20 protein-coding genes and 1 other annotated feature are annotated in these 17,439 nt (G+C 53.3%); of the genes, 18 read left to right on the top strand and 2 right to left on the bottom strand.

From position 1 onward, the window contains the following. The first annotated feature begins 77 nt into the window (after positions 1 to 77). Positions 78 to 857 (top strand): M23 family metallopeptidase, encoded by a 780-nt coding sequence (locus tag EDM60_RS12235; protein WP_122964228.1) that lies wholly within the window; start codon positions 78 to 80, stop codon positions 855 to 857. Beyond that, on the top strand, positions 850 to 1,686 hold the full coding sequence (locus tag EDM60_RS12230; RefSeq protein WP_122964227.1) for a M50 family metallopeptidase: 837 nt from the start codon (positions 850 to 852) through the stop codon (positions 1,684 to 1,686). Before EDM60_RS12235 ends, EDM60_RS12230 begins: the two co-directional genes overlap by 8 nt. A 28-nt stretch (positions 1,687 to 1,714) precedes the next feature. Here EDM60_RS12230 and EDM60_RS12225 read toward each other — a convergent pair whose 3' ends face one another. Continuing rightward, positions 1,715 to 2,173, bottom strand: a complete 459-nt coding sequence (locus EDM60_RS12225; RefSeq protein ID WP_307723369.1) for a GNAT family N-acetyltransferase — start codon at positions 2,171 to 2,173, stop codon at positions 1,715 to 1,717. A gap of 151 nt (positions 2,174 to 2,324) precedes the next feature. Between EDM60_RS12225 and EDM60_RS12220 the strand changes: the two genes are divergently transcribed. From EDM60_RS12220 to EDM60_RS12180, 9 genes are all read left to right on the top strand, one after another. Beyond that, positions 2,325 to 3,815, top strand: coding sequence for an Rne/Rng family ribonuclease (locus EDM60_RS12220; protein ID WP_122964226.1), 1,491 nt, complete (start codon positions 2,325 to 2,327; stop codon positions 3,813 to 3,815). Between the two features lie 52 nt (positions 3,816 to 3,867). Then, positions 3,868 to 3,946: a sequence feature (ribosomal protein L21 leader region), on the top strand. Positions 3,947 to 3,956: 10 nt separating this feature from the next. Further along, positions 3,957 to 4,268: a 50S ribosomal protein L21 gene (rplU, locus tag EDM60_RS12215; protein WP_063230179.1), complete on the top strand. Its 312-nt coding sequence runs from the start codon at positions 3,957 to 3,959 to the stop codon at positions 4,266 to 4,268. 15 nt (positions 4,269 to 4,283) lie between these two features. Then, positions 4,284 to 4,634, top strand: coding sequence for a ribosomal-processing cysteine protease Prp (locus EDM60_RS12210; RefSeq protein WP_122964225.1), 351 nt, complete (start codon positions 4,284 to 4,286; stop codon positions 4,632 to 4,634). Between the two features lie 7 nt (positions 4,635 to 4,641). Then, entirely contained in the window at positions 4,642 to 4,935 is a 294-nt protein-coding gene (gene rpmA / locus EDM60_RS12205) for a 50S ribosomal protein L27 (protein ID WP_063230242.1), read from the top strand. A 181-nt stretch (positions 4,936 to 5,116) separates the two neighbouring features. Beyond that, complete coding sequence (locus tag EDM60_RS12200) at positions 5,117 to 5,701, top strand: Spo0B C-terminal domain-containing protein (RefSeq protein WP_122964224.1); 585 nt, start codon at positions 5,117 to 5,119, stop codon at positions 5,699 to 5,701. A gap of 13 nt (positions 5,702 to 5,714) precedes the next feature. Beyond that, complete coding sequence (obgE, locus tag EDM60_RS12195) at positions 5,715 to 6,992, top strand: GTPase ObgE (RefSeq protein WP_122964223.1); 1,278 nt, start codon at positions 5,715 to 5,717, stop codon at positions 6,990 to 6,992. Between the two features lie 8 nt (positions 6,993 to 7,000). After that, positions 7,001 to 7,666 (top strand): PilZ domain-containing protein, encoded by a 666-nt coding sequence (locus EDM60_RS12190; RefSeq protein WP_122964222.1) that lies wholly within the window; start codon positions 7,001 to 7,003, stop codon positions 7,664 to 7,666. 290 nt (positions 7,667 to 7,956) lie between these two features. Beyond that, positions 7,957 to 8,406, top strand: coding sequence for a DUF1641 domain-containing protein (locus tag EDM60_RS12185; RefSeq protein WP_122964221.1), 450 nt, complete (start codon positions 7,957 to 7,959; stop codon positions 8,404 to 8,406). 39 nt (positions 8,407 to 8,445) lie between these two features. Next, complete coding sequence (locus tag EDM60_RS12180; protein WP_122964220.1) at positions 8,446 to 9,624, top strand: NAD(P)/FAD-dependent oxidoreductase; 1,179 nt, start codon at positions 8,446 to 8,448, stop codon at positions 9,622 to 9,624. Between the two features lie 163 nt (positions 9,625 to 9,787). On the opposite strand, the gene EDM60_RS28580 is transcribed toward EDM60_RS12180, so the two are convergent. Beyond that, on the bottom strand, positions 9,788 to 9,940 hold the full coding sequence (locus EDM60_RS28580; RefSeq protein WP_167470286.1) for a hypothetical protein: 153 nt from the start codon (positions 9,938 to 9,940) through the stop codon (positions 9,788 to 9,790). Positions 9,941 to 10,127: 187 nt separating this feature from the next. Here EDM60_RS28580 and EDM60_RS12175 point away from each other — a divergent pair, with 187 nt between their 5' ends. The 7 genes from EDM60_RS12175 to EDM60_RS12145 all read left to right on the top strand — a co-directional run bounded on the left by EDM60_RS12175 (position 10,128) and on the right by EDM60_RS12145 (position 17,409). Next, positions 10,128 to 10,571 carry an ACT domain-containing protein gene (locus EDM60_RS12175; RefSeq protein WP_122964219.1) on the top strand — a complete coding sequence of 148 codons (444 nt, stop codon included), beginning with the start codon at positions 10,128 to 10,130 and terminating at the stop codon, positions 10,569 to 10,571. Positions 10,572 to 10,595: 24 nt separating this feature from the next. After that, a complete protein-coding gene (locus EDM60_RS12170) occupies positions 10,596 to 11,897 on the top strand; it encodes a homoserine dehydrogenase (RefSeq protein WP_122964218.1) in 1,302 nt (433 codons plus the stop codon). Beyond that, on the top strand, positions 11,897 to 12,979 hold the full coding sequence (gene thrC / locus EDM60_RS12165; protein ID WP_122964217.1) for a threonine synthase: 1,083 nt from the start codon (positions 11,897 to 11,899) through the stop codon (positions 12,977 to 12,979). Before EDM60_RS12170 ends, thrC begins: the two co-directional genes overlap by 1 nt. Further along, entirely contained in the window at positions 12,976 to 13,905 is a 930-nt protein-coding gene (gene thrB, locus EDM60_RS12160) for a homoserine kinase (RefSeq protein ID WP_122964216.1), read from the top strand. The genes thrC and thrB overlap by 4 nt, the downstream gene beginning before the upstream one ends. A 23-nt stretch (positions 13,906 to 13,928) precedes the next feature. Next, a complete protein-coding gene (gene pheA / locus EDM60_RS12155) occupies positions 13,929 to 14,804 on the top strand; it encodes a prephenate dehydratase (RefSeq protein WP_122964215.1) in 876 nt (291 codons plus the stop codon). A 116-nt stretch (positions 14,805 to 14,920) separates the two neighbouring features. Beyond that, complete coding sequence (gene safA, locus EDM60_RS12150; RefSeq protein ID WP_122964302.1) at positions 14,921 to 16,369, top strand: SafA/ExsA family spore coat assembly protein; 1,449 nt, start codon at positions 14,921 to 14,923, stop codon at positions 16,367 to 16,369. Between the two features lie 11 nt (positions 16,370 to 16,380). Then, a complete protein-coding gene (locus EDM60_RS12145; RefSeq protein ID WP_122964214.1) occupies positions 16,381 to 17,409 on the top strand; it encodes a phosphotransferase in 1,029 nt (342 codons plus the stop codon). Positions 17,410 to 17,439 lie beyond the last annotated feature (30 nt).

Here is a 17,439-nt window from a genome sequence, read left to right as displayed (position 1 = left end):
GCACGAGGAGACGACGGCATAAAGCGGGTAGACAAGTCATAAGATGGAACAAAGGCTTGGCCTGCGGAGGGATGGACATGTTTGGTGGAGCAAATCGTGTAAAAGAAAGACGGCGGGAGCGACTGGAGCGAATCCGTACACAATCACGAGACAGTTTCTCTCCTTACGTGGATGATTGGAAAGATCCCATTGATGTGCAGTCTGATCCATACGATTTTCCCCTCAGGGAAAATGATGAGGAAAACAAGCCGCCTTCTCACGAAAAATGGGGGCTGCAAGTGTTTGCTTCCATTCTTTTGCTGGGAACGGCCTATTTATTGTTCCAGACGTCCTTGATTCCTGCCAACTGGAAAGACTCTGCGCGCGAGGTCATGACCCGGGATTTCAATTTCACTGGCGTAGCGGATTGGTACGAGGCGCGTTTTGGACCGATCCCCACCTTGTTGCCTGCGATGCAGGGACCGAGTGCGGTTCCTGCAACCAGCACAGCCAAAGATGTCGCTGTCTGGCGGCTGCCGGCAAGCTGGAAAATCGTGAAGCCGTTTGAACTGCAAAACGCCAAGGTCGTATTGGATACGGGCTTAGGGGAGCAAGTGAAGATCGGGGAGGCCGGGTGGGTTACGTACGTCGGAGAGCAGTCTGGCTTTGGAACGACTGTGATCGTCCGGCTGACAAAAGGCCGGGAAGTGTGGCTCGGCAATCTGGACAGCGTCGGGGTGACAAAAGACGAGGTGCTATCACCCGGTCAAGTGATCGGCACAGCGCGGGTGGTGAACGGAAAAGAGCGTCACCTGTACTTTGCGGCCAGGGCAGAGGAAGAGTTCGTCGATCCGCTGGAAGTGATCCCGTTTGAATAGAGGGGGATGGCTGGACATACGCTTTCGCATTCACCTGCTCTTCTGGGCGGTAATCGGTGTGTCTGTGCTGACAGGCCACTTTTTGGAAGTAATTACGCTGTTCGTGATCGTGCTCATACACGAATTGGGACATGTGGCAATGGCTCGGGAGTTGGGGTGGAGAGTGCATGAAGTCCAGCTGCTCCCTTTTGGCGGAGTGGCGACAGTAGAAAACAGCTATGCGACAGACCCGATGGATGAGATTGTCGTAGCGTTGGCCGGGCCGTTCATGAATGTAGTGATGATGGCGGCATCGTACCTGTTTTGGTATACAGGTGTCTGGACGGAGGACTGGTCCCGGTTTTTTCTCGTCAGCAACGCCACGATTGCTTTGTTCAATCTGCTGCCGATTTGGCCGCTGGATGGCGGGAGGATCGTGCTTGGGGTGCTGTGCTGTTTTTTGTCTTATCGGCAGGCAGCGATCGTCTCCATGACGGGCAGCACCCTTTTGGCTGGCATCCTGGTCGGAGTGTCCGGCTTTGATCTGAAGCTCAACCTGATCATCATCGGGCTGTATTTGCTGGCGATGAACATTCAGGCATTCGTCCGCTTTCCTTACCAGTTTTTTCGCTTTCTGGTGGAAAAGTACGGGCGCAGGCAAGAGGAAACAAACGTACAGGCTATCCGCGTCCGTCCAGAGGAGACGGTGTTGGCTGTATCCCACAAGCTGCGGCGTGGCCGCTCTCACCTTTTTTACGTACAGGGGGCGGGGCTGTTGGCAGAGGAGCAGCTGCTGCACGCCTTGTTATTCGAACAGAAACACGATGCTGCGGTCGGCAAGCTCCTCTAGTTTTCAGCGGGAGATGGGCGCCACTCCATCAGCAGGCAATCGCGCAAGCTTCCTTCGTGCCACTCGTGCCGGGGAAGCTTTTTCTTTTGGCGAAAACCGCATTTTTCATAGCAGCGGATCGCCCGTTTGTTCCATTCTTGCGGTCCATGACAACGACCGCTGCTCCCAACTGGTGAACATAGCGGATTACAGCCTGTACCAAGTCAGCACCTATCCCGCGATTCCAGTAGGCCGGCTCGCCGATAAACTGATCCATGCCGTAGACGATCGTGTATTTGGCGTAACCGTAGGCTTCCTTGGTCGCAGGATCGAGCGGATAAAACTGGAGGTAGCCGACAGGGACCGCTTCATGGCAGACGAGACAGCGCGTCACGCCTTCATCATCGTCTGTGGAATAAAAATGCTCCTGGACAAGTGCGGCGTCATGGGGGCGGTCACGGCCTTCGTAAAAAGCGAGAACCTGCTCGTCCGAGAGCCATTTGAGCAAATGGACGGCATCGTCAGGCACAAGCTGTCTGATGGATTACTCCGCTGCGATGACTTTTCTTTTACGGCAGGCTATGATAGATTACTTCCTGTATGTCCGGCAATCCTGCCTGGGTGCCGGAAAAAGGACGGAAGTGCGGAGAGTGAGCGTAATGAGACAATTGGCAATCAGCGGCAGAAGCGGCGTGCAGATCGCGTATTTGGCAGACGGACAGCTGATCGAATGGCGGACGCAGGAGACGGACGGGCTTGTCAGCGCCGGGGAGATTTACTACGGGCGGATCGCGGACGTAAAACCGGGCATCCAGTCTGCCTTTGTCGACATCGGCTGTGGACAAAACGCGTATTTGTACGTAGATGATACGCTGAACAAAGGAACGGCGGGAAAAGGGAAGCCGAACATTTCCGAGCGGGTGCAAGTTGGTCAAGCGGTTATTTGTCAGGTGACAAAAGAAGCCTCTGAATGGAAGGCTCCAAAAATCTCGTTGAAAGTCAGTCTCCAGGGACGTTACCTCGTGTATCTGCCACAAGAAGCGGGGATATCTATATCGCGAAAAATCAGCCAGCCGGAAGAACGGGCACGACTGGGAGAAACCATCGCGCCGCTGCTCGTTGAAGGGGAAGGCGTCATTGTGCGGACGGAAGCGGCTGGCGTGGACGGACAGCAGCTGACAAACGAACTGGCCTATTTGCGCAAGCGCTGGGAAGGCATCTGCCAGCAAGCGGAGGCGAAAAAGACGCCGGGTCGGGTCGGTCATGACCTCGATGGAATCGAAGCGATATTGCGCGAAGCTTTGGCGGAAGGGCTTGATGAGGTGATCGTGGAGGATGCTGCCACGTATCGGCAAATCAAAGACATGCTGACGGTCTTTTCTGCCGACGCGGAAAGTCTGCTGCGCAAGCATACAGGCAAGGAGCCGCTGTTTGACGCGCTGCGCTTGGAGGCCAAGCTGGAACAGGCGCTCAGGCGTCAGGTGCCGCTGGCAAACGGCGGACATCTGGTGTTTGACAAGACAGAAGCCATGACCGTGATCGATGTCAATACCGGCTCTTTTACCGGAGCGGGCGGCCAGCAAAGGGAGCAGGCAGTCACGGCAACCAACGTGGAGGCGGCCAAAGAAATAGCCAGACAGCTCAGATTGCGCGACATTGGCGGGATCGTTGTCATCGATTTTATCGATATGAAAGAGCCGGCCAACAAAGAACGCGTGCTGTCGACGCTGAAAAGAGAGCTTGCCCGCGATGCGACACCTTCTACAGTCCATGGCATGACAGCGCTTGGACTGGTCGAATTGACGCGCAAGCGGGTGAGAGCGAGTCTCTCTGAGCGGCTGATGGAAACGTGCGCGGTGTGTGATGGGCGCGGGCGAATTTTGCGCGGGGATGAGAGCATCCGGCGGTTGCAAAACGAACTTGCAGGATTGGCCCGTTCGCAGCAAGCGGAGGCAGCTGTGGTGGAGCTTTCCGGCAGATTGTTCCAACTCGTTGAGCAGTTGGAGACGACAGGGGATGAAAAAAGCTGGCCGCTACGCGTCTTCAAGCGTGAGGAGCTGCGGCTCGCTCCGGACGAGTACCGGATTGCATATGCGGGAAATACAGCGGAAGCAAAGCGTCTGTACGAAAAACAGTGGAAAATAACTTGACTGGGCAATTGCAGCTATGATAACCTAATGGTTGTCATGCAGCTATGCCCCGTGCATACTGTAACCGCACGAATCGGGTACATAAGTCGCCGCCAGACGGCGCACCTGTAGAGGCGAGTCTGAGTATAGGAGGTGCACACAGTGTACGCAATTATCGAAACCGGTGGAAAGCAATACAAAGTTGAAGAGGGTTCCGTTCTCTTCATCGAGAAATTGGCTGGCAACGAAGGAGAAGCTGTTACTTTTGACAAAGTTCTCTTCGTAAGCAAAGACGGCAAAGTTACTGCAGGAGCTCCTACAGTAGCTGGTGCAACGGTAACTGGTAAAGTAGAAAAACACGGTAAAGCTGCAAAAATTATCGTGTACAAATACAAAGCCAAGAAAAACTACCGTCGCAAACAAGGTCACCGTCAACCGTTCACCAAAGTTGTGATCGAAAAGATCAACGCTTAATTTTGGTGACCTGATATGATTGAAGTGATCGTGAGCCGTGCGCAGCACGGTATCCATGAAATTTGTATTTCCGGACATGCCAATGCGGGTGCCTATGGGGCGGACATCGTTTGTTCTGCCGTGTCAGGCATCAGCTTTGGTATATTAAACAGCGTGCAGCCGTTGACAGGACTGACACCGCAAGTATCAGTCGCCCAAGAAGGCGGCGGCTTTCTAAAATGGACGCTGGCTTCGCAAGAAGCGGCGGACATACTAGAAAAGCAGCAGCTTTTGGCTGAGAGCATGGTGATCGCTCTGTTATCGGTAGAAGCGCAGTACGGGAAATACGTAAAAGTGAATGACCATAAATGGCAGGGAGGTGTCTGATATGAACATGCTGTTTAATTTGGACCTTCAGTTTTTCGCATCGAAAAAAGGGGTAGGTTCCACTAAAAACGGACGCGATTCCATTTCCAAACGTCTGGGCGTGAAACGTGGTGACGGTCAATTCGTTACTGCCGGAAACATCCTCGTTCGCCAACGCGGAACGAAGATCTACCCAGGTACGAACGTAATGAAAGGCGGAGACGACACTCTGTTTGCAACTGCAGATGGTGTTGTTCGTTTCAAGCGTCTGGGCCGCGATCGCAAACAAGTTGTGATCGAGCCAGTTGCTTCCGAAGCGTAAATATTTTTCCAAAAGAAAACCCAGCATCGGTGCTGGGTTTTCTTTTTGGTTTCGGGTAGGCGGATTTTGGGAATAAGACTTGTGTCAAAATAGTTGGGCGCAGCCAAGTTTTCTCATTGTCTGGCCCCCTTTTATGGTACAATAGTTAAGAAAGAAATTCTTATCGACTTGGGTGAATGTGATGGGGGACGAGCGGAGACTGCTTACGCATCAGACAGACCAGCTGTTGGCCGTACTGAACCGGCAGCGGCATGACTGGTTGAACCACGTTCAGGTTCTGCTCGGCTATTTGCATATGAACCGTACTGAGCAGGGAGAGGCGCATTTGAAGCGCATCGCGCAGATGGCGATGCAGGAATCGATGGTCGCCCGTTTGAACAACTCCCTGTTGTCCGTCTTCTTCTTGACATTCAATGCGCTGAACAAGGAAATGCTTTTGGAAGTAGACGTGTGCAATGACGTGGATCTCACGCGAATAGCATTAGGCGAGCAGCACTTGTTTCAGTTGGTGTCAGAGATATTATGCACAGTGAACGATCATGTAGACCAAAGCGGCTACGAACCAGCCAGTATGCAAGTAAGCTTGCAGGCGGATCAACGAGGCGTTCATTTTCGTTTTGACCTGGCCGGAGAGCTGAATGCATCCGGAATGGAAAAATTGGAAAAGCTGATACGGAATAGCGAGCAAAGTACGGTGGAGGTCACCGAGTGGATACATACGGAAGACGAATGGGTCCTGGATTTGCTGGTTCCATTCGCGCAATGAAAGAGGTGGCACCATGTTTGTCGATCAGGTAAAAGTTTATGTCAAAGGTGGAGACGGCGGTAACGGAGCCGTTTCTTTCCGCAGAGAGAAGTACGTGCCACTGGGCGGGCCAGCAGGTGGCGATGGTGGAAAAGGCGGAGATGTCATATTCGAGGTGGACGAAGGACTGCGCACGCTCGTAGACTTCCGCTACCAAAGACACTTCAAGGCGACACGCGGCGAGCACGGCCGCAACAAGTCGCAGCACGGAGCAGGCGCGGAGGATATGGTTGTTCGCGTACCGCCGGGAACGACTGTGATCGATGACGATACAAAAGAAGTCATCGCCGATCTGATCGAGCATGGTCAGCGTGCTGTGATCGCCAAAGGCGGACGCGGTGGACGGGGTAATATCCGTTTTGCCAATTCGTCGAATCCGGCGCCGCATATTTCCGAGAACGGCGAGCCTGGCCAAGAGCGCTACATCGTCATGGAGCTGAAGCTGATTGCCGACGTCGGTCTGGTTGGTTATCCGAGCGTAGGGAAGTCTACGCTGCTCTCCAGTGTGACCGCAGCGAAGCCAAAAATTGCTGCCTATCACTTTACTACATTGACTCCGAATCTCGGTGTCGTGGATTTGGGCGAACAGAGCTTCGTCATGGCTGACTTGCCAGGGCTGATTGAGGGAGCGCACGAAGGTGTGGGGCTTGGTCATCAATTCCTGCGCCACGTAGAGCGCACTCGTCTGATTGTCCATGTCATTGACATGGCGGGAGTGGATGGACGCGATCCGTACGAAGACTATTTGCAGATCAACCGCGAGCTGAAGCTGTACAACCTGAAGCTCGAAGATCGTCCGCAAATCGTTGCTGCCAACAAGATGGACGTGCCGGAAGCGGCCGAAAATTTGCAGCGCTTCAAAGAAAAAGTGCCAGGTGTTCAAGTTTTCGAAATCTCGGCAGCGACCCAGCAAGGTGTCAAGGAACTGATGTACGCAGTAGGCGAGACATTGTCCACAATTCCGGACAAGCCGACAGTCGAAGAAGTACAAGAAGTGGAAGAGCGCGTGATGTTCCGTGCGGAGAAAGAGCCGGAGCCGTTTGAAATCACTCGCGACAACGAAGTATTCGTGATCAGCGGGGAAAAAATCGAGAAGCTGGTGCGCATGACGAACCTCAACAGCTATGACGCAGCTCAGCGCTTCGCGAGACAGATGCGCAGCATGGGTGTGGACGAGGCATTGCGCAAACACGGTGCAAGAGACGGGGATACCGTTCGGATTGGCAAATTAGAGTTTGACTTTGTGGAGTGACAAATAGAATGATTGATATCCCATCCCTCACCCCTTTTATGGCGGACAAACGCCTTCAACGCGGTGCTTCATTGCCGATGATGATCTCTAGACAGGTCAAATCGCCCATTCAAGTAATGGTTGAGCATGTCAAAAGTAGTTATCTCGTCGTTTCTCTTGAGATGAAGGCCGATGCAAAGGCCGAGCTGCTCGGATCAACGGTGCGTGTTCGGTGGGAATCGGATGCGGCGATTAACACGATTGATCTGGAAGTGATTTCGGAAGAAACGATATGGCCTATCAAGCTGTTGGCGATGGTTCCGGTCAGCGTCGGCGTCGAGATTGCCACAGGCCGCAAGCAGGAACCCATTCCGCCCGGGATTGACATTCGCGTCCCGTACAAGGTGATGGGCGCAAGACCGATCGAGGAAAAAGGGGAGGCTGTGCTGCTGAAATTTTCCCCTACACGACTGATACTCGCAACAGAAGGTTATGTGGCAAAAGGGGAGTTTCTCCACCTTTCTTTCACGGTTCCTTCGACTGGGCAAGAAATCGTCATGATGGCAAAAATCGTGGAAAAGACCTTCGAAGACAAGCAGACAGTAATCGAGTTAATTTTTACGGATATCAATGAAAAACATCACCAAGTCATCAAAGATTACTATAAAAAGCTCTCAACTGCCGCTTCTTCCTAAGGAAGCGGTTTTTTTCCTTTGCTGTTCCCGCGAAGAAGGTATATAGTAGAGTACATAGAGTTCTAAATCGAGCCTGTTCACCTGATGGATTTGTTCTGTGCTTTTTCCTGAATATCACTTTGTGAAATCATGCACTTTTGATCATTCGACGTAGCTGTATCATTCGCTTTGTGAAAAATATTACAAGCACACGTGCTTTTCGGTATTTTGGGAGAATAGCGGCCGTAACTCGTATGAACAGGCATCGAGAATGAAGGCCTCTATTCCAAAGCAAAGGAGGACGTTTTTCCATGTCTCAAACAACCACGCAACAAGCTCAAGCAGAAGTAGCAAGCACAGCTACTCTGGCACCTGAGCAACAAATGGATGTACTCGATCAGTTGATGAAACCAGAAATTCAAGAATCCCTGAATGTATTGGTGGCAAACTTGCCAAAACTGGCCGAGATGACAACTATCCTCACCAAAACGTACGACCTGGTAAACACCGTAGCTAACGATCATGTACTCATCGACGACATCAAGGGCGGTATGGAAGAGTTCGTCAAACCGATTTCCGACAAGGCAAAAGGCATCGCGCAAGCGGCTATTGAAGCAAACGACCGCGCGCACACTGAGGAAACGACCGTTGGCTTGTTTGGCATGCTCAAAATGCTGAAAGATCCGCAAGTGCAAAAAACATTGCGTTTTGCACAAGCATTCCTCGAAGTTTTGGCTGAGCGCCAACAACAAAAACGCTAATTACGATAACCTACGAGAGACAAGGACGGAGGATTAGGCATGGCGAAGCATATTCTCATTCTGGGCGGCGGCTACGGCGGTTTGCTGTCCGCTTTGACTGCACGCAAATACATGACGGCGGAAGAGGCGACGATCACGGTTGTGAACCGTTTCCCTACGCACCAAATCATCACGGAGCTGCACCGTTTGGCAGTAGGCAACCTGTCTGAACAAAACGTGGCACTGCCATTGGAAAGACTGCTGCGTGGAAAAGACATCAACCTGGTGATCGACACTGTTGAAAAAATCGGTCTGGAATCGCAACGCGTCACTTTGACGAGCGGCGAGAGCATCAAATACGATGCACTCGTAGTTGCTCTGGGCAGCGAAACCGCATTCTTCGGTATCCCTGGCTTGCAAGAGTACAGCTTTACGCTGAAATCCGTAGAGGAAGCAAACCGTCTGCGCGCGCACCTCGAAGAGCGCGTAGTGGAATACAGCAAGAGCAAAAACAAAGCCGATGCAACCTTCGTGGTCGGTGGCGGCGGTCTGACCGGAATCGAGCTGATTGGCGAATTTGCTGACATGCTGCCTGATCTTTGCCGCAAGTACGGCGTAGATTTTGCAGACCTGTCCATCTATTGCGTAGAGGCAGGACCATCGATCCTCGCGGGCTTTGCTCCTGACCTGGTAGAGCGTGCAAAAACTAGCCTGGAAAAACGTGGCGTTCAGTTCCTGACTGGCGTTCCTGTAACCGAAATGAAAGAAACAACCGTTTGCCTGAAAGACGGCAACACCATCGAAACCAAAACAATGGTTTGGACTGGTGGCGTTCAAGGAAATCGCGTAGTGGCTGAGTGCGGCATCGAAGTAAACCGCGGTCGCGCAACTGTGACTGAGTTCCTGCAATCCACTTCTCATCCGGAAGTATTCCTCGCGGGAGACAGTGCAGTGGTTATGGGGCCAGAAGGCCGTCCATACCCGCCAACTGCTCAATTGGCATGGCAAATGGGTGAAGTGGTTGGCTACAACTTGTTCGCTCACTTCAACGGCTCCAAAATGGACACGTTCAAGCCAGTCTTTTCCGGTACTCTCGGAAGCTTGGGCCGCAAAGATGCCATCGGAACCATCGGTGCAAGCCAGTTGAAGCTGAAAGGCTTGCCAGCTACGCTGATGAAGGAAGCGAGCAACGTGCGCTACCTGACTCACATCAACGGCTTGTCTTCGCTCGCGTACTAAACCAAAAACAACCATACGAACAAGCGTCAAACCCCGGGATACACAAATCCCGGGGTTTTTTTCTTTACAAAACAGCTCGCTCGCTTTTAGCAAGGGAAATGCGCCTGCTTGCGCCTGACCATACGCCTGTGGCCGTTTGCTGAAAAAGCTTGGCCGTTGACGGCTATTTATTGCCGCTCGGGTCCTCGATGATGTTAGGCGATTGCGCCATTTTTTTGCCCCGAAGATCAGAACCGAACTGCTCCAGGCTGCTCGGTTTTCCAGCCGGATGATTGTTGCGGCGCTCCGATTTGTCTGACTTTCCGCGTCCTGCCATTCGTGCTTCACCTCCTCTTTTTCTTGCCGCTTTTAGTGTGTACGAAGATCGACATAGCCATGTAACCCAGGTGAACCGAATATGGTTCCATGAAAAAAGTTGGCGATGAAGGATTGTCACAGCGAGTACTATCCGTTATAATGTCCTCTATGAAGAAACAACTGTTTTTCTCAGGAGGACACAACACGTGAAACGGGAAGAGAAGTTCTACTTGATACGATCTGACATCTTACCAGAATCAATCGTCAAGACGATCGAAGCGAAAAAGATGCTGGAATCCGGCGAAGTGGACACCGTGAATGAGGCAGTAGATCGAGTGGGACTGAGCCGGAGTGCATTTTACAAATACAAGGACGGGATATTTCCCTTCAATGCCATGATGAGCGAAAAGATCATGACGATCACGTTTTCGCTGGAGCACATGTCCGGTTATTTGTCGAAGGTGCTCACGTATGTTGCAGAACAAGGCGGGAACGTCCTGACGATCAATCAGACGATTCCGCTGCAAGGGATTGCCAATATTTCCATGTCTGTCGATATGGCCAATCTGCGCGTATCCAGCACGGAATTTCTGGAAAGCTTGCAAGAAATCCCCGGCGTTCGCAAAGCGATGATCGTCGGTAGAGGGTAAAAGAAGGGTAGGAGGAGAGAAACAATGGAGAAGCAAAGCATCAAGCTGGGGTTAATGGGGTTTGGAACAGTCGGGACTGGGGTTGTCCGCATCATTTCTGCTCATCAGGACGATTTGCAAAAGCAGACCGGACTGGGGATTGAGATCACGAAGATTCTCGTGCAGGATGCCGAGAAGTCGCGCAATATCGCCGCCATGGAAAATTTGCTGACGACAGAGCCTGCCGAGCTTCTGGATGATCCGGACATCGAGGTAATCGTCGAGGTGATTGGCGGCATCCACCCGGCCAAAGAATACATCCTCCAGGCGCTGGAGCGCGGCAAGCACGTAGTCACTGCCAACAAAGATTTGATGGCCTTGCATGGGGCTGAAATCTTGAACAAGGCGCAAGAAAAAGGCTGTGACGTGTTTTATGAAGCGAGCGTAGCGGGCGGGATTCCGATTTTGCGCGCTTTGGTGGAAGGCTTTTCCTCCGATCGCATTACGAAAATGATGGGGATCGTCAACGGGACGACCAACTATATTTTGACCAAAATGAGCCAAGAGGGCGCAGACTACAGCGACGTCCTCAAAGAAGCGCAAGCGCTGGGCTACGCGGAAGCGAATCCTACCTCCGATGTCGAAGGTTTTGACGCAGCCCGCAAGATGGCGATTCTCGCCACACTAGGTTTCCGCGTGCCGATGAAGCTGGAAGATGTGGACGTCAAAGGAATCAGTGCGGTAAGCAAGCAAGACATCGCATACGGCAAGCAGTTGGGCTATGAGATCAAGCTGTTGGGTCTGGCCCGCCGCGACGAGGAAGCGATTGAGGTAAGCGTACAGCCGACGATGGTGCCGAAATCGCATCCGCTTGCTTCTGTCAACGGCGTGTTCAATGCGGTGTACGTACACGGGGAAGCCGTAGGTGAGACGATGTTTTACGGCCCGGGCGCAGGCGAGCTTCCGACCGCAACCGCAGTCGTGTCCGATCTGGTCACGGTTGTGAAAAACCGAAAGCTCGGCGTAAACGGACGCGGGATGGTTGCGCCGTACAAGGAAAAAGTGCTTAAAGACGACAGCCAAAAGCTGTCCAAATATTTCCTGCGAATCGTGGTGGCGGACAAACGCGGCGTTTTGGCAAAGATTACCCAGTTGCTGGCGGACAAAAACATTTCGCTGGAGCAAGTCATTCAGCAGCCGTACAACAATGGCGGCGAAGCGGAGATCATCATGGTGACGCACCAATCGTCCAAGAGCGACATGGATGGGGTCATCGCCTATATGGAACAAATGGACATCATCTCCAAAGTGGAGAGCTGCTACCGTGTAGAAGGGGGAGACAAGTAATGAGTTTTGATCGTCAATCTGGCATTATTGCGCGCTACCGGGAGTTTCTTCCGGTTACGGACAAGACACCGTTGGTCAGTCTGCACGAAGGAAACACTCCGCTGATCCATGCGGCGAACTTGTCCAAGAAGCTGGGAGTCGAGCTGTATGTAAAATATGAAGGACTGAATCCGACAGGCTCGTTCAAAGACAGAGGCATGGTCATGGCTGTTGCCAAAGCAGTGGAGGAAGGCAGCAAAACGATCATGTGCGCTTCCACCGGAAATACGTCTGCGGCAGCAGCGGCGTATGCAGCGCGTTCCGGTCTGCGCTGCATCGTCCTGATTCCGAGCGGCAACATCGCGCTGGGCAAGCTGGCGCAAGCGATCGCATACGGTGCCGAGGTCATCGCCATCGACGGCAACTTTGACGAAGCGCTGAATATCGTGCGCGACATTACGGCGAAAGAGCCGATTACGCTGGTGAACTCCGTCAACCCTTACCGGATCGAAGGACAAAAGACAGCAGCGTTTGAAGTGTGCGACGCTCTGGCCGATGCACCGGACATTTTGGCGATTCCCGTAGGAAATGCCGGAAACATCACCGCCTACTGGAAAGGCTTCAAGGAGTATAAGGAAGCAGGCAAATCAAGCCGTTTGCCGCACATGTACGGCTTCCAGGCGGCGGGGGCCGCTCCGCTGGTGCTCGGACAGCCTGTACCCAATCCGGAAACAATCGCGACTGCGATCCGCATCGGAAACCCTGCGAGCAAGGACGGCGCTTTACATGCGATTTCTGAATCGAACGGTCTTGTTGACAGCGTGACAGACGATGAAATTTTGCAGGCATACCAGCTGCTGGCCAAAGAAGAGGGCGTTTTCTGCGAACCGGCTTCTGCTGCCTCCCTGGCCGGAATTATCAAGTTGCATCGAGCAAACAAACTGCCGCAAGGTGTCAAGGTTGCGTGCGTTTTGACAGGAAACGGCTTGAAAGATCCAAACATCGCCCTGAAGCTCGTTGGAGAAGAGCCACGCTCAGTGCCTGCGACACATGAAGCCGTCATGGAGCTGGTTCGCCAGAGCGGGAGAGAAGTCGTCTCATGAGCAGTCAGCGTGTAAAAGTAACGATTCCCGCAAGCACAGCCAATCTGGGGCCAGGCTTTGATGCTTTAGGAATGGCATTTCAATTGTATTCCGTAGTAGAAATGGAAATCAGTGACCGGACCACCGTCGAGCTGGTTGGCAAAGAGCTGGAAGGCACACCTGCGGACAAAAGCAACTTGTTGTATCAAGTAGCAGCGAGTCTGTTTCAGGAAGCAGGGCTTGCCGTGCCGGAGCTTGCCATACGCGCATCGAGTGAAGCTCCCCTGACCCGCGGGCTGGGGAGCAGTGCGGCTGCGATTGTCGGAGCATTGGTGGCGGCCAATCAACTCGCTGGCGAGCCATTTAGCCACGAGCAGCTTTTCGCCCGCGCCACAGCACTGGAAGGACATCCAGACAACGTCGGAGCCTCCCTGTTTGGCGGGATCATCGTGGCGACTATGCCAGAGACGATCGAAGAACCTGTTCCTTACGTTCGATTTTCCCCTCCCGCCGGATTGCAGACACTCGTCGTGATCCCGGATTTCATGCTGGAGACGACAAAAGCGCGGAACGTCCTGCCACAGGTGTACAGCAAAGAAGATGTTGTATATAATGTGGGACATAGCAGTTTGCTTGTTGCCGCTTTGGCACAAGGCAGACTAGACCTGATGGGACGGGCCATGTCAGATCGGCTGCATCAGCCGTACCGCGCTAAACTTGTACCTGGCTTGAACGAAATCCTGGACAAAGCGACTGAGCACGGTGCCGTAGGCGCTGCCTTGAGCGGCGCGGGACCAACCATCCTGTGCTTCTTTTCTTCCGCGGAAGAGGAGGGGCAACTGCGCGCATTCGTGGACAGAGTGATGAAAGGACACGGCATTGCCTACCGTGTAATGATTTTGCAGCCGGACGAAAATGGCGTACAAGTAGAAATCCATCAGAGATAGAGCATAGTGGATAGGAGAACGCCATGGAGAAGAAACTTGCTTTTCTCGGACCACGCGGAACATTCACAGAAGAGGCGGCGCGGACTTTGACGCAACGCCAGCCGCTCTCGCTCGTTCCGTATCCGAGCATCATCGATGTGCTTGATGCTGTTTCCAACAAGGAAGTGGCATTCGGGGTCGTGCCGATGGAAAATTCCATCGAGGGTACCGTCAACTCGACTTTGGACTGGCTCATTCACGAGGTCGATTTGCCGATCCTGGCTGAGCTGGCGCTGCCGATTGCGCAAAACTTGCTGGTAGCCAAAAGAGAGCAAGCCTTGCCTTTGTCTGCAATCACAAAAGTGTTGTCACACCCGCAAGCGATTGCCCAGAGCCACAATTTCTTGCGGGAAAACTTGCCGCACGCCAAGATCGAGTACATGAACAGCACGGCACTGGCTGCAAAAACGGTGAGCGAGCATCCCGAGGAGCCGTGGGCTGCTGTTGGCACGAAGCTGAATGTGGAGATTTACCCGCTGGAGTTCGCCCGCGAACAAATTCAAGATTATTCGAATAACTACACGCGTTTTGTGCTGGTCGGCACGGAGCCGTTGGAGTTGCAGGCGTCCTCACGCGAGAAAACGACGATACTTGTCACGCTGCCGGAAGATTTCCCTGGTGCGCTGTATCAAGTGTTGGCCGCGTTTGCCTGGAGAAAGGTCAACCTGTCGCGGATTGAGTCCCGGCCGACGAAAAAAGCGCTGGGAAGCTACTATTTTGTCATCGATATCGAGCAAAAGATGGACGATGTCCTCTTGCCGGGCGCATTTGCCGAGATTGAAGCTATCGGTTGTCAGGTGCGTCAGCTGGGAACGTATCCGTTTTATATGCAAGGAGCCAAGCTGGAAGCCAATTTGTAAAAATTGGCTTCTTTCTTTTTTCTCCCCTGCAAGCGTAAAAGCGAAGGCCGCCAAGGAGCAAAAAGCCCATGGGTGCATACCATGGTAGGGAGTTTTTACGCAAGGGAGGAGAAACATTGAGGATTCACATCGTACAAAAGGGCGACAGCATGTGGAAGATCGCCAAAAGATATGGCGTCGATTACAAGGAACTGCTTCGCTTAAACAGCCAGGTCAAAACTCCCGACACGCTCTATCCAGGAGCAAGAATCAAAATTCCGACGAAGAGCGTTCCTGTCAGGCCCCAGCCACGAACAACGCCTCATCCGATGAGTGAGGCAGCTCCATATGTAAAAGAACGTCCGCGGACAGAAGCAGAGTCGGAGGAAGTGCCGAGACAAATTGAGCGGCGGCCGATTGAGCCTGAGGAAGAAGTGCAAATCGAATCGGAAACGAGAATCACGCAGGAAGCGCCGTCTACACCTCCGGCAAAAGAGCGGCCGCCAGCGTCTCCAGGCCCACTCGTGTCTCCGGAGACGATCCAGCCCACACCAACGCCTGCACCTACACCTACACCTACACCTACACCTACACCTGTGCCGACTTTGCAGCCGCAAAGGGTGCTTCCGCCTGCGCCTTCAGCGCCGAATATCATGTCGGAGCCTACGAGTCCACCGGCACTGCCGACACCTACACGGCCGTTCGTTCCGCCTGCGCCGCCAACACAGGTCAGTCCGTACATTTACCAGCCGCCTAGTCCGCCAAACATCGGGATGCCGAACATACCGCCGATGCCGCCAACACAGATCAGCCCATTTCAGCCGCAAACACCGCCAGCTATCATGTGCCCGCCATGCCCGCCTGTGCAGGTGCAACCAACCCGACCGCCAGCCCAAGTGAGGCCGTTTACACAAATGCCGCCCGCACAGGTTCGTCCGATGCAACCAATGCCGCCCATGCAGCAGCGTCCTATGCCGCCATTCATGCCGCCTGCGCCGCAGCTTAGGCCATGCCCGCCCGTGCGACCATGCCCACCGTGTGCCGCACCGAGGATGCAACAGCCAATGCCTCCTGGCAGGCAGCAGCAGCTACTAAGCCCTCAACAGATGGGGCCAATGCCATCCCAAAGACCGTTTGGCGGCCCTGGTCAGCCGATGTTTCCTTATCGGCCATTTATGGGTCCGGGGCAAATGATGCCGCCATTTCCGGGGATGGGCATGATGCCATTCGGACCGCCACCACCAATGCCACCAATGATGCCGCCGATGATGCGACCAATGCCGTTCCCTATGCCGCTCTATCCGATGCCCATGCCGTTTCCGCCGCCACCGCCACCGCATCCGCCAAGACGGCCGCATCCGCAGTTGCCTGTATGCCCAGAACCAGTGGAATCATCGTCTTCATCATGTGAGTGTTCCTCGGACAGCCCGGAATTGAGAAGGCGCAGAAGCGCGAAAAGCAGCCGTGGCCCGCAGCCGTTTCACAACAACATGATGTTCCCTCCTTCCCAATGTGTCGCTTCCATGCCGGAACAAGGCGCATGGCCTAACTGGGGAGACGGACTCGATGAATCCTCTTCGTACTGAGAGGGACGGTTATGAACAAAGGACTCATACCAGCGATCGAAAAAGCTTTTCGTTGTGAGGTGCACGGGGTTAAGCCTAAGAGGAATGTCAATCTGCTCAAAACAGACCGGGGACACTGGATCATCAAAGGGTATAAGCAGTTGGAAAAAGCAGTATGGGTCACGGAGTTAGCCGACGCCTTGAGGCAAAAAGGCTTTGTTCACACAGTTCACTACGTATCAACTACCGAGGGTGCCAAAATATTTCCTTTCGAGGATCGCTATTACACCATCATGAAGCTGATTGATGGCGAGGAAGCGGATAACGCGTCACTCTTTGATGTGAAAAAGACAGCAGAGACGTTGGCGCGGTTTCATGTCGCGGCTCAAGGCTTCCCTGTCGTTCATTCCTATGCCTACGAGGGCAAGCCAGCCTTGCTCGACAAGTGGGAGAGTCGGATGGAATACTTTGAACGACTGACGTGGATGATTGAGCAAAACGGCCCGCAAAACAAACTGGAGCAAGTCATTGCCCACGCTGCCGATGAGGTGCTGCGTGACGGTCAGCAACTGCTGCAATCCGCCCACAAGCTTCCGCTGATTCCGGAAATGTATATGGCGATGGAAAGAGGCACATTGGCGCATCGCGACGTCGCCAGCCACAATTTTTTGCTGACGCAGCGAGGGAATTGCTATCTGATCGATCTGGATACGGTCGGACACGACATCCAGCTTGTCGATCTCGTCCAGCTGATGTCGCGCATGCTGTTGATGCAGGAATATCGGATGGAATCGTTCGTAGAGGCGATGGAGGCATACAGTAAAATCAATTACTTGAGCGACACCCAGATTTGGGCGGTTCATCAATTGCTCCGTTATCCGGACAATTTTTTGCGCGAGGTGACCGGGCTGTATAGCAGGCGTCCCGGTTATCATATGCGCGGCGTTTTGCAGCTGGTGATGCTGGAGGGAAGACTTGCCCAAAATCGCCAACAATTTTTGAACGATGGGGAGCGCATCTTCCAGCGTTCGCCCTGGGGTGAATATCATTTTGTCGGATAACCGATTTTGGCAAGAAAAAACATCCCTCGA

This window comes from Brevibacillus parabrevis, assembly GCF_003710905.1.
GTDB classification, from domain to species: Bacteria; Bacillota; Bacilli; order Brevibacillales; family Brevibacillaceae; genus Brevibacillus; species Brevibacillus parabrevis.
This window is presented reverse-complemented; position numbering and strand designations above follow the sequence as displayed.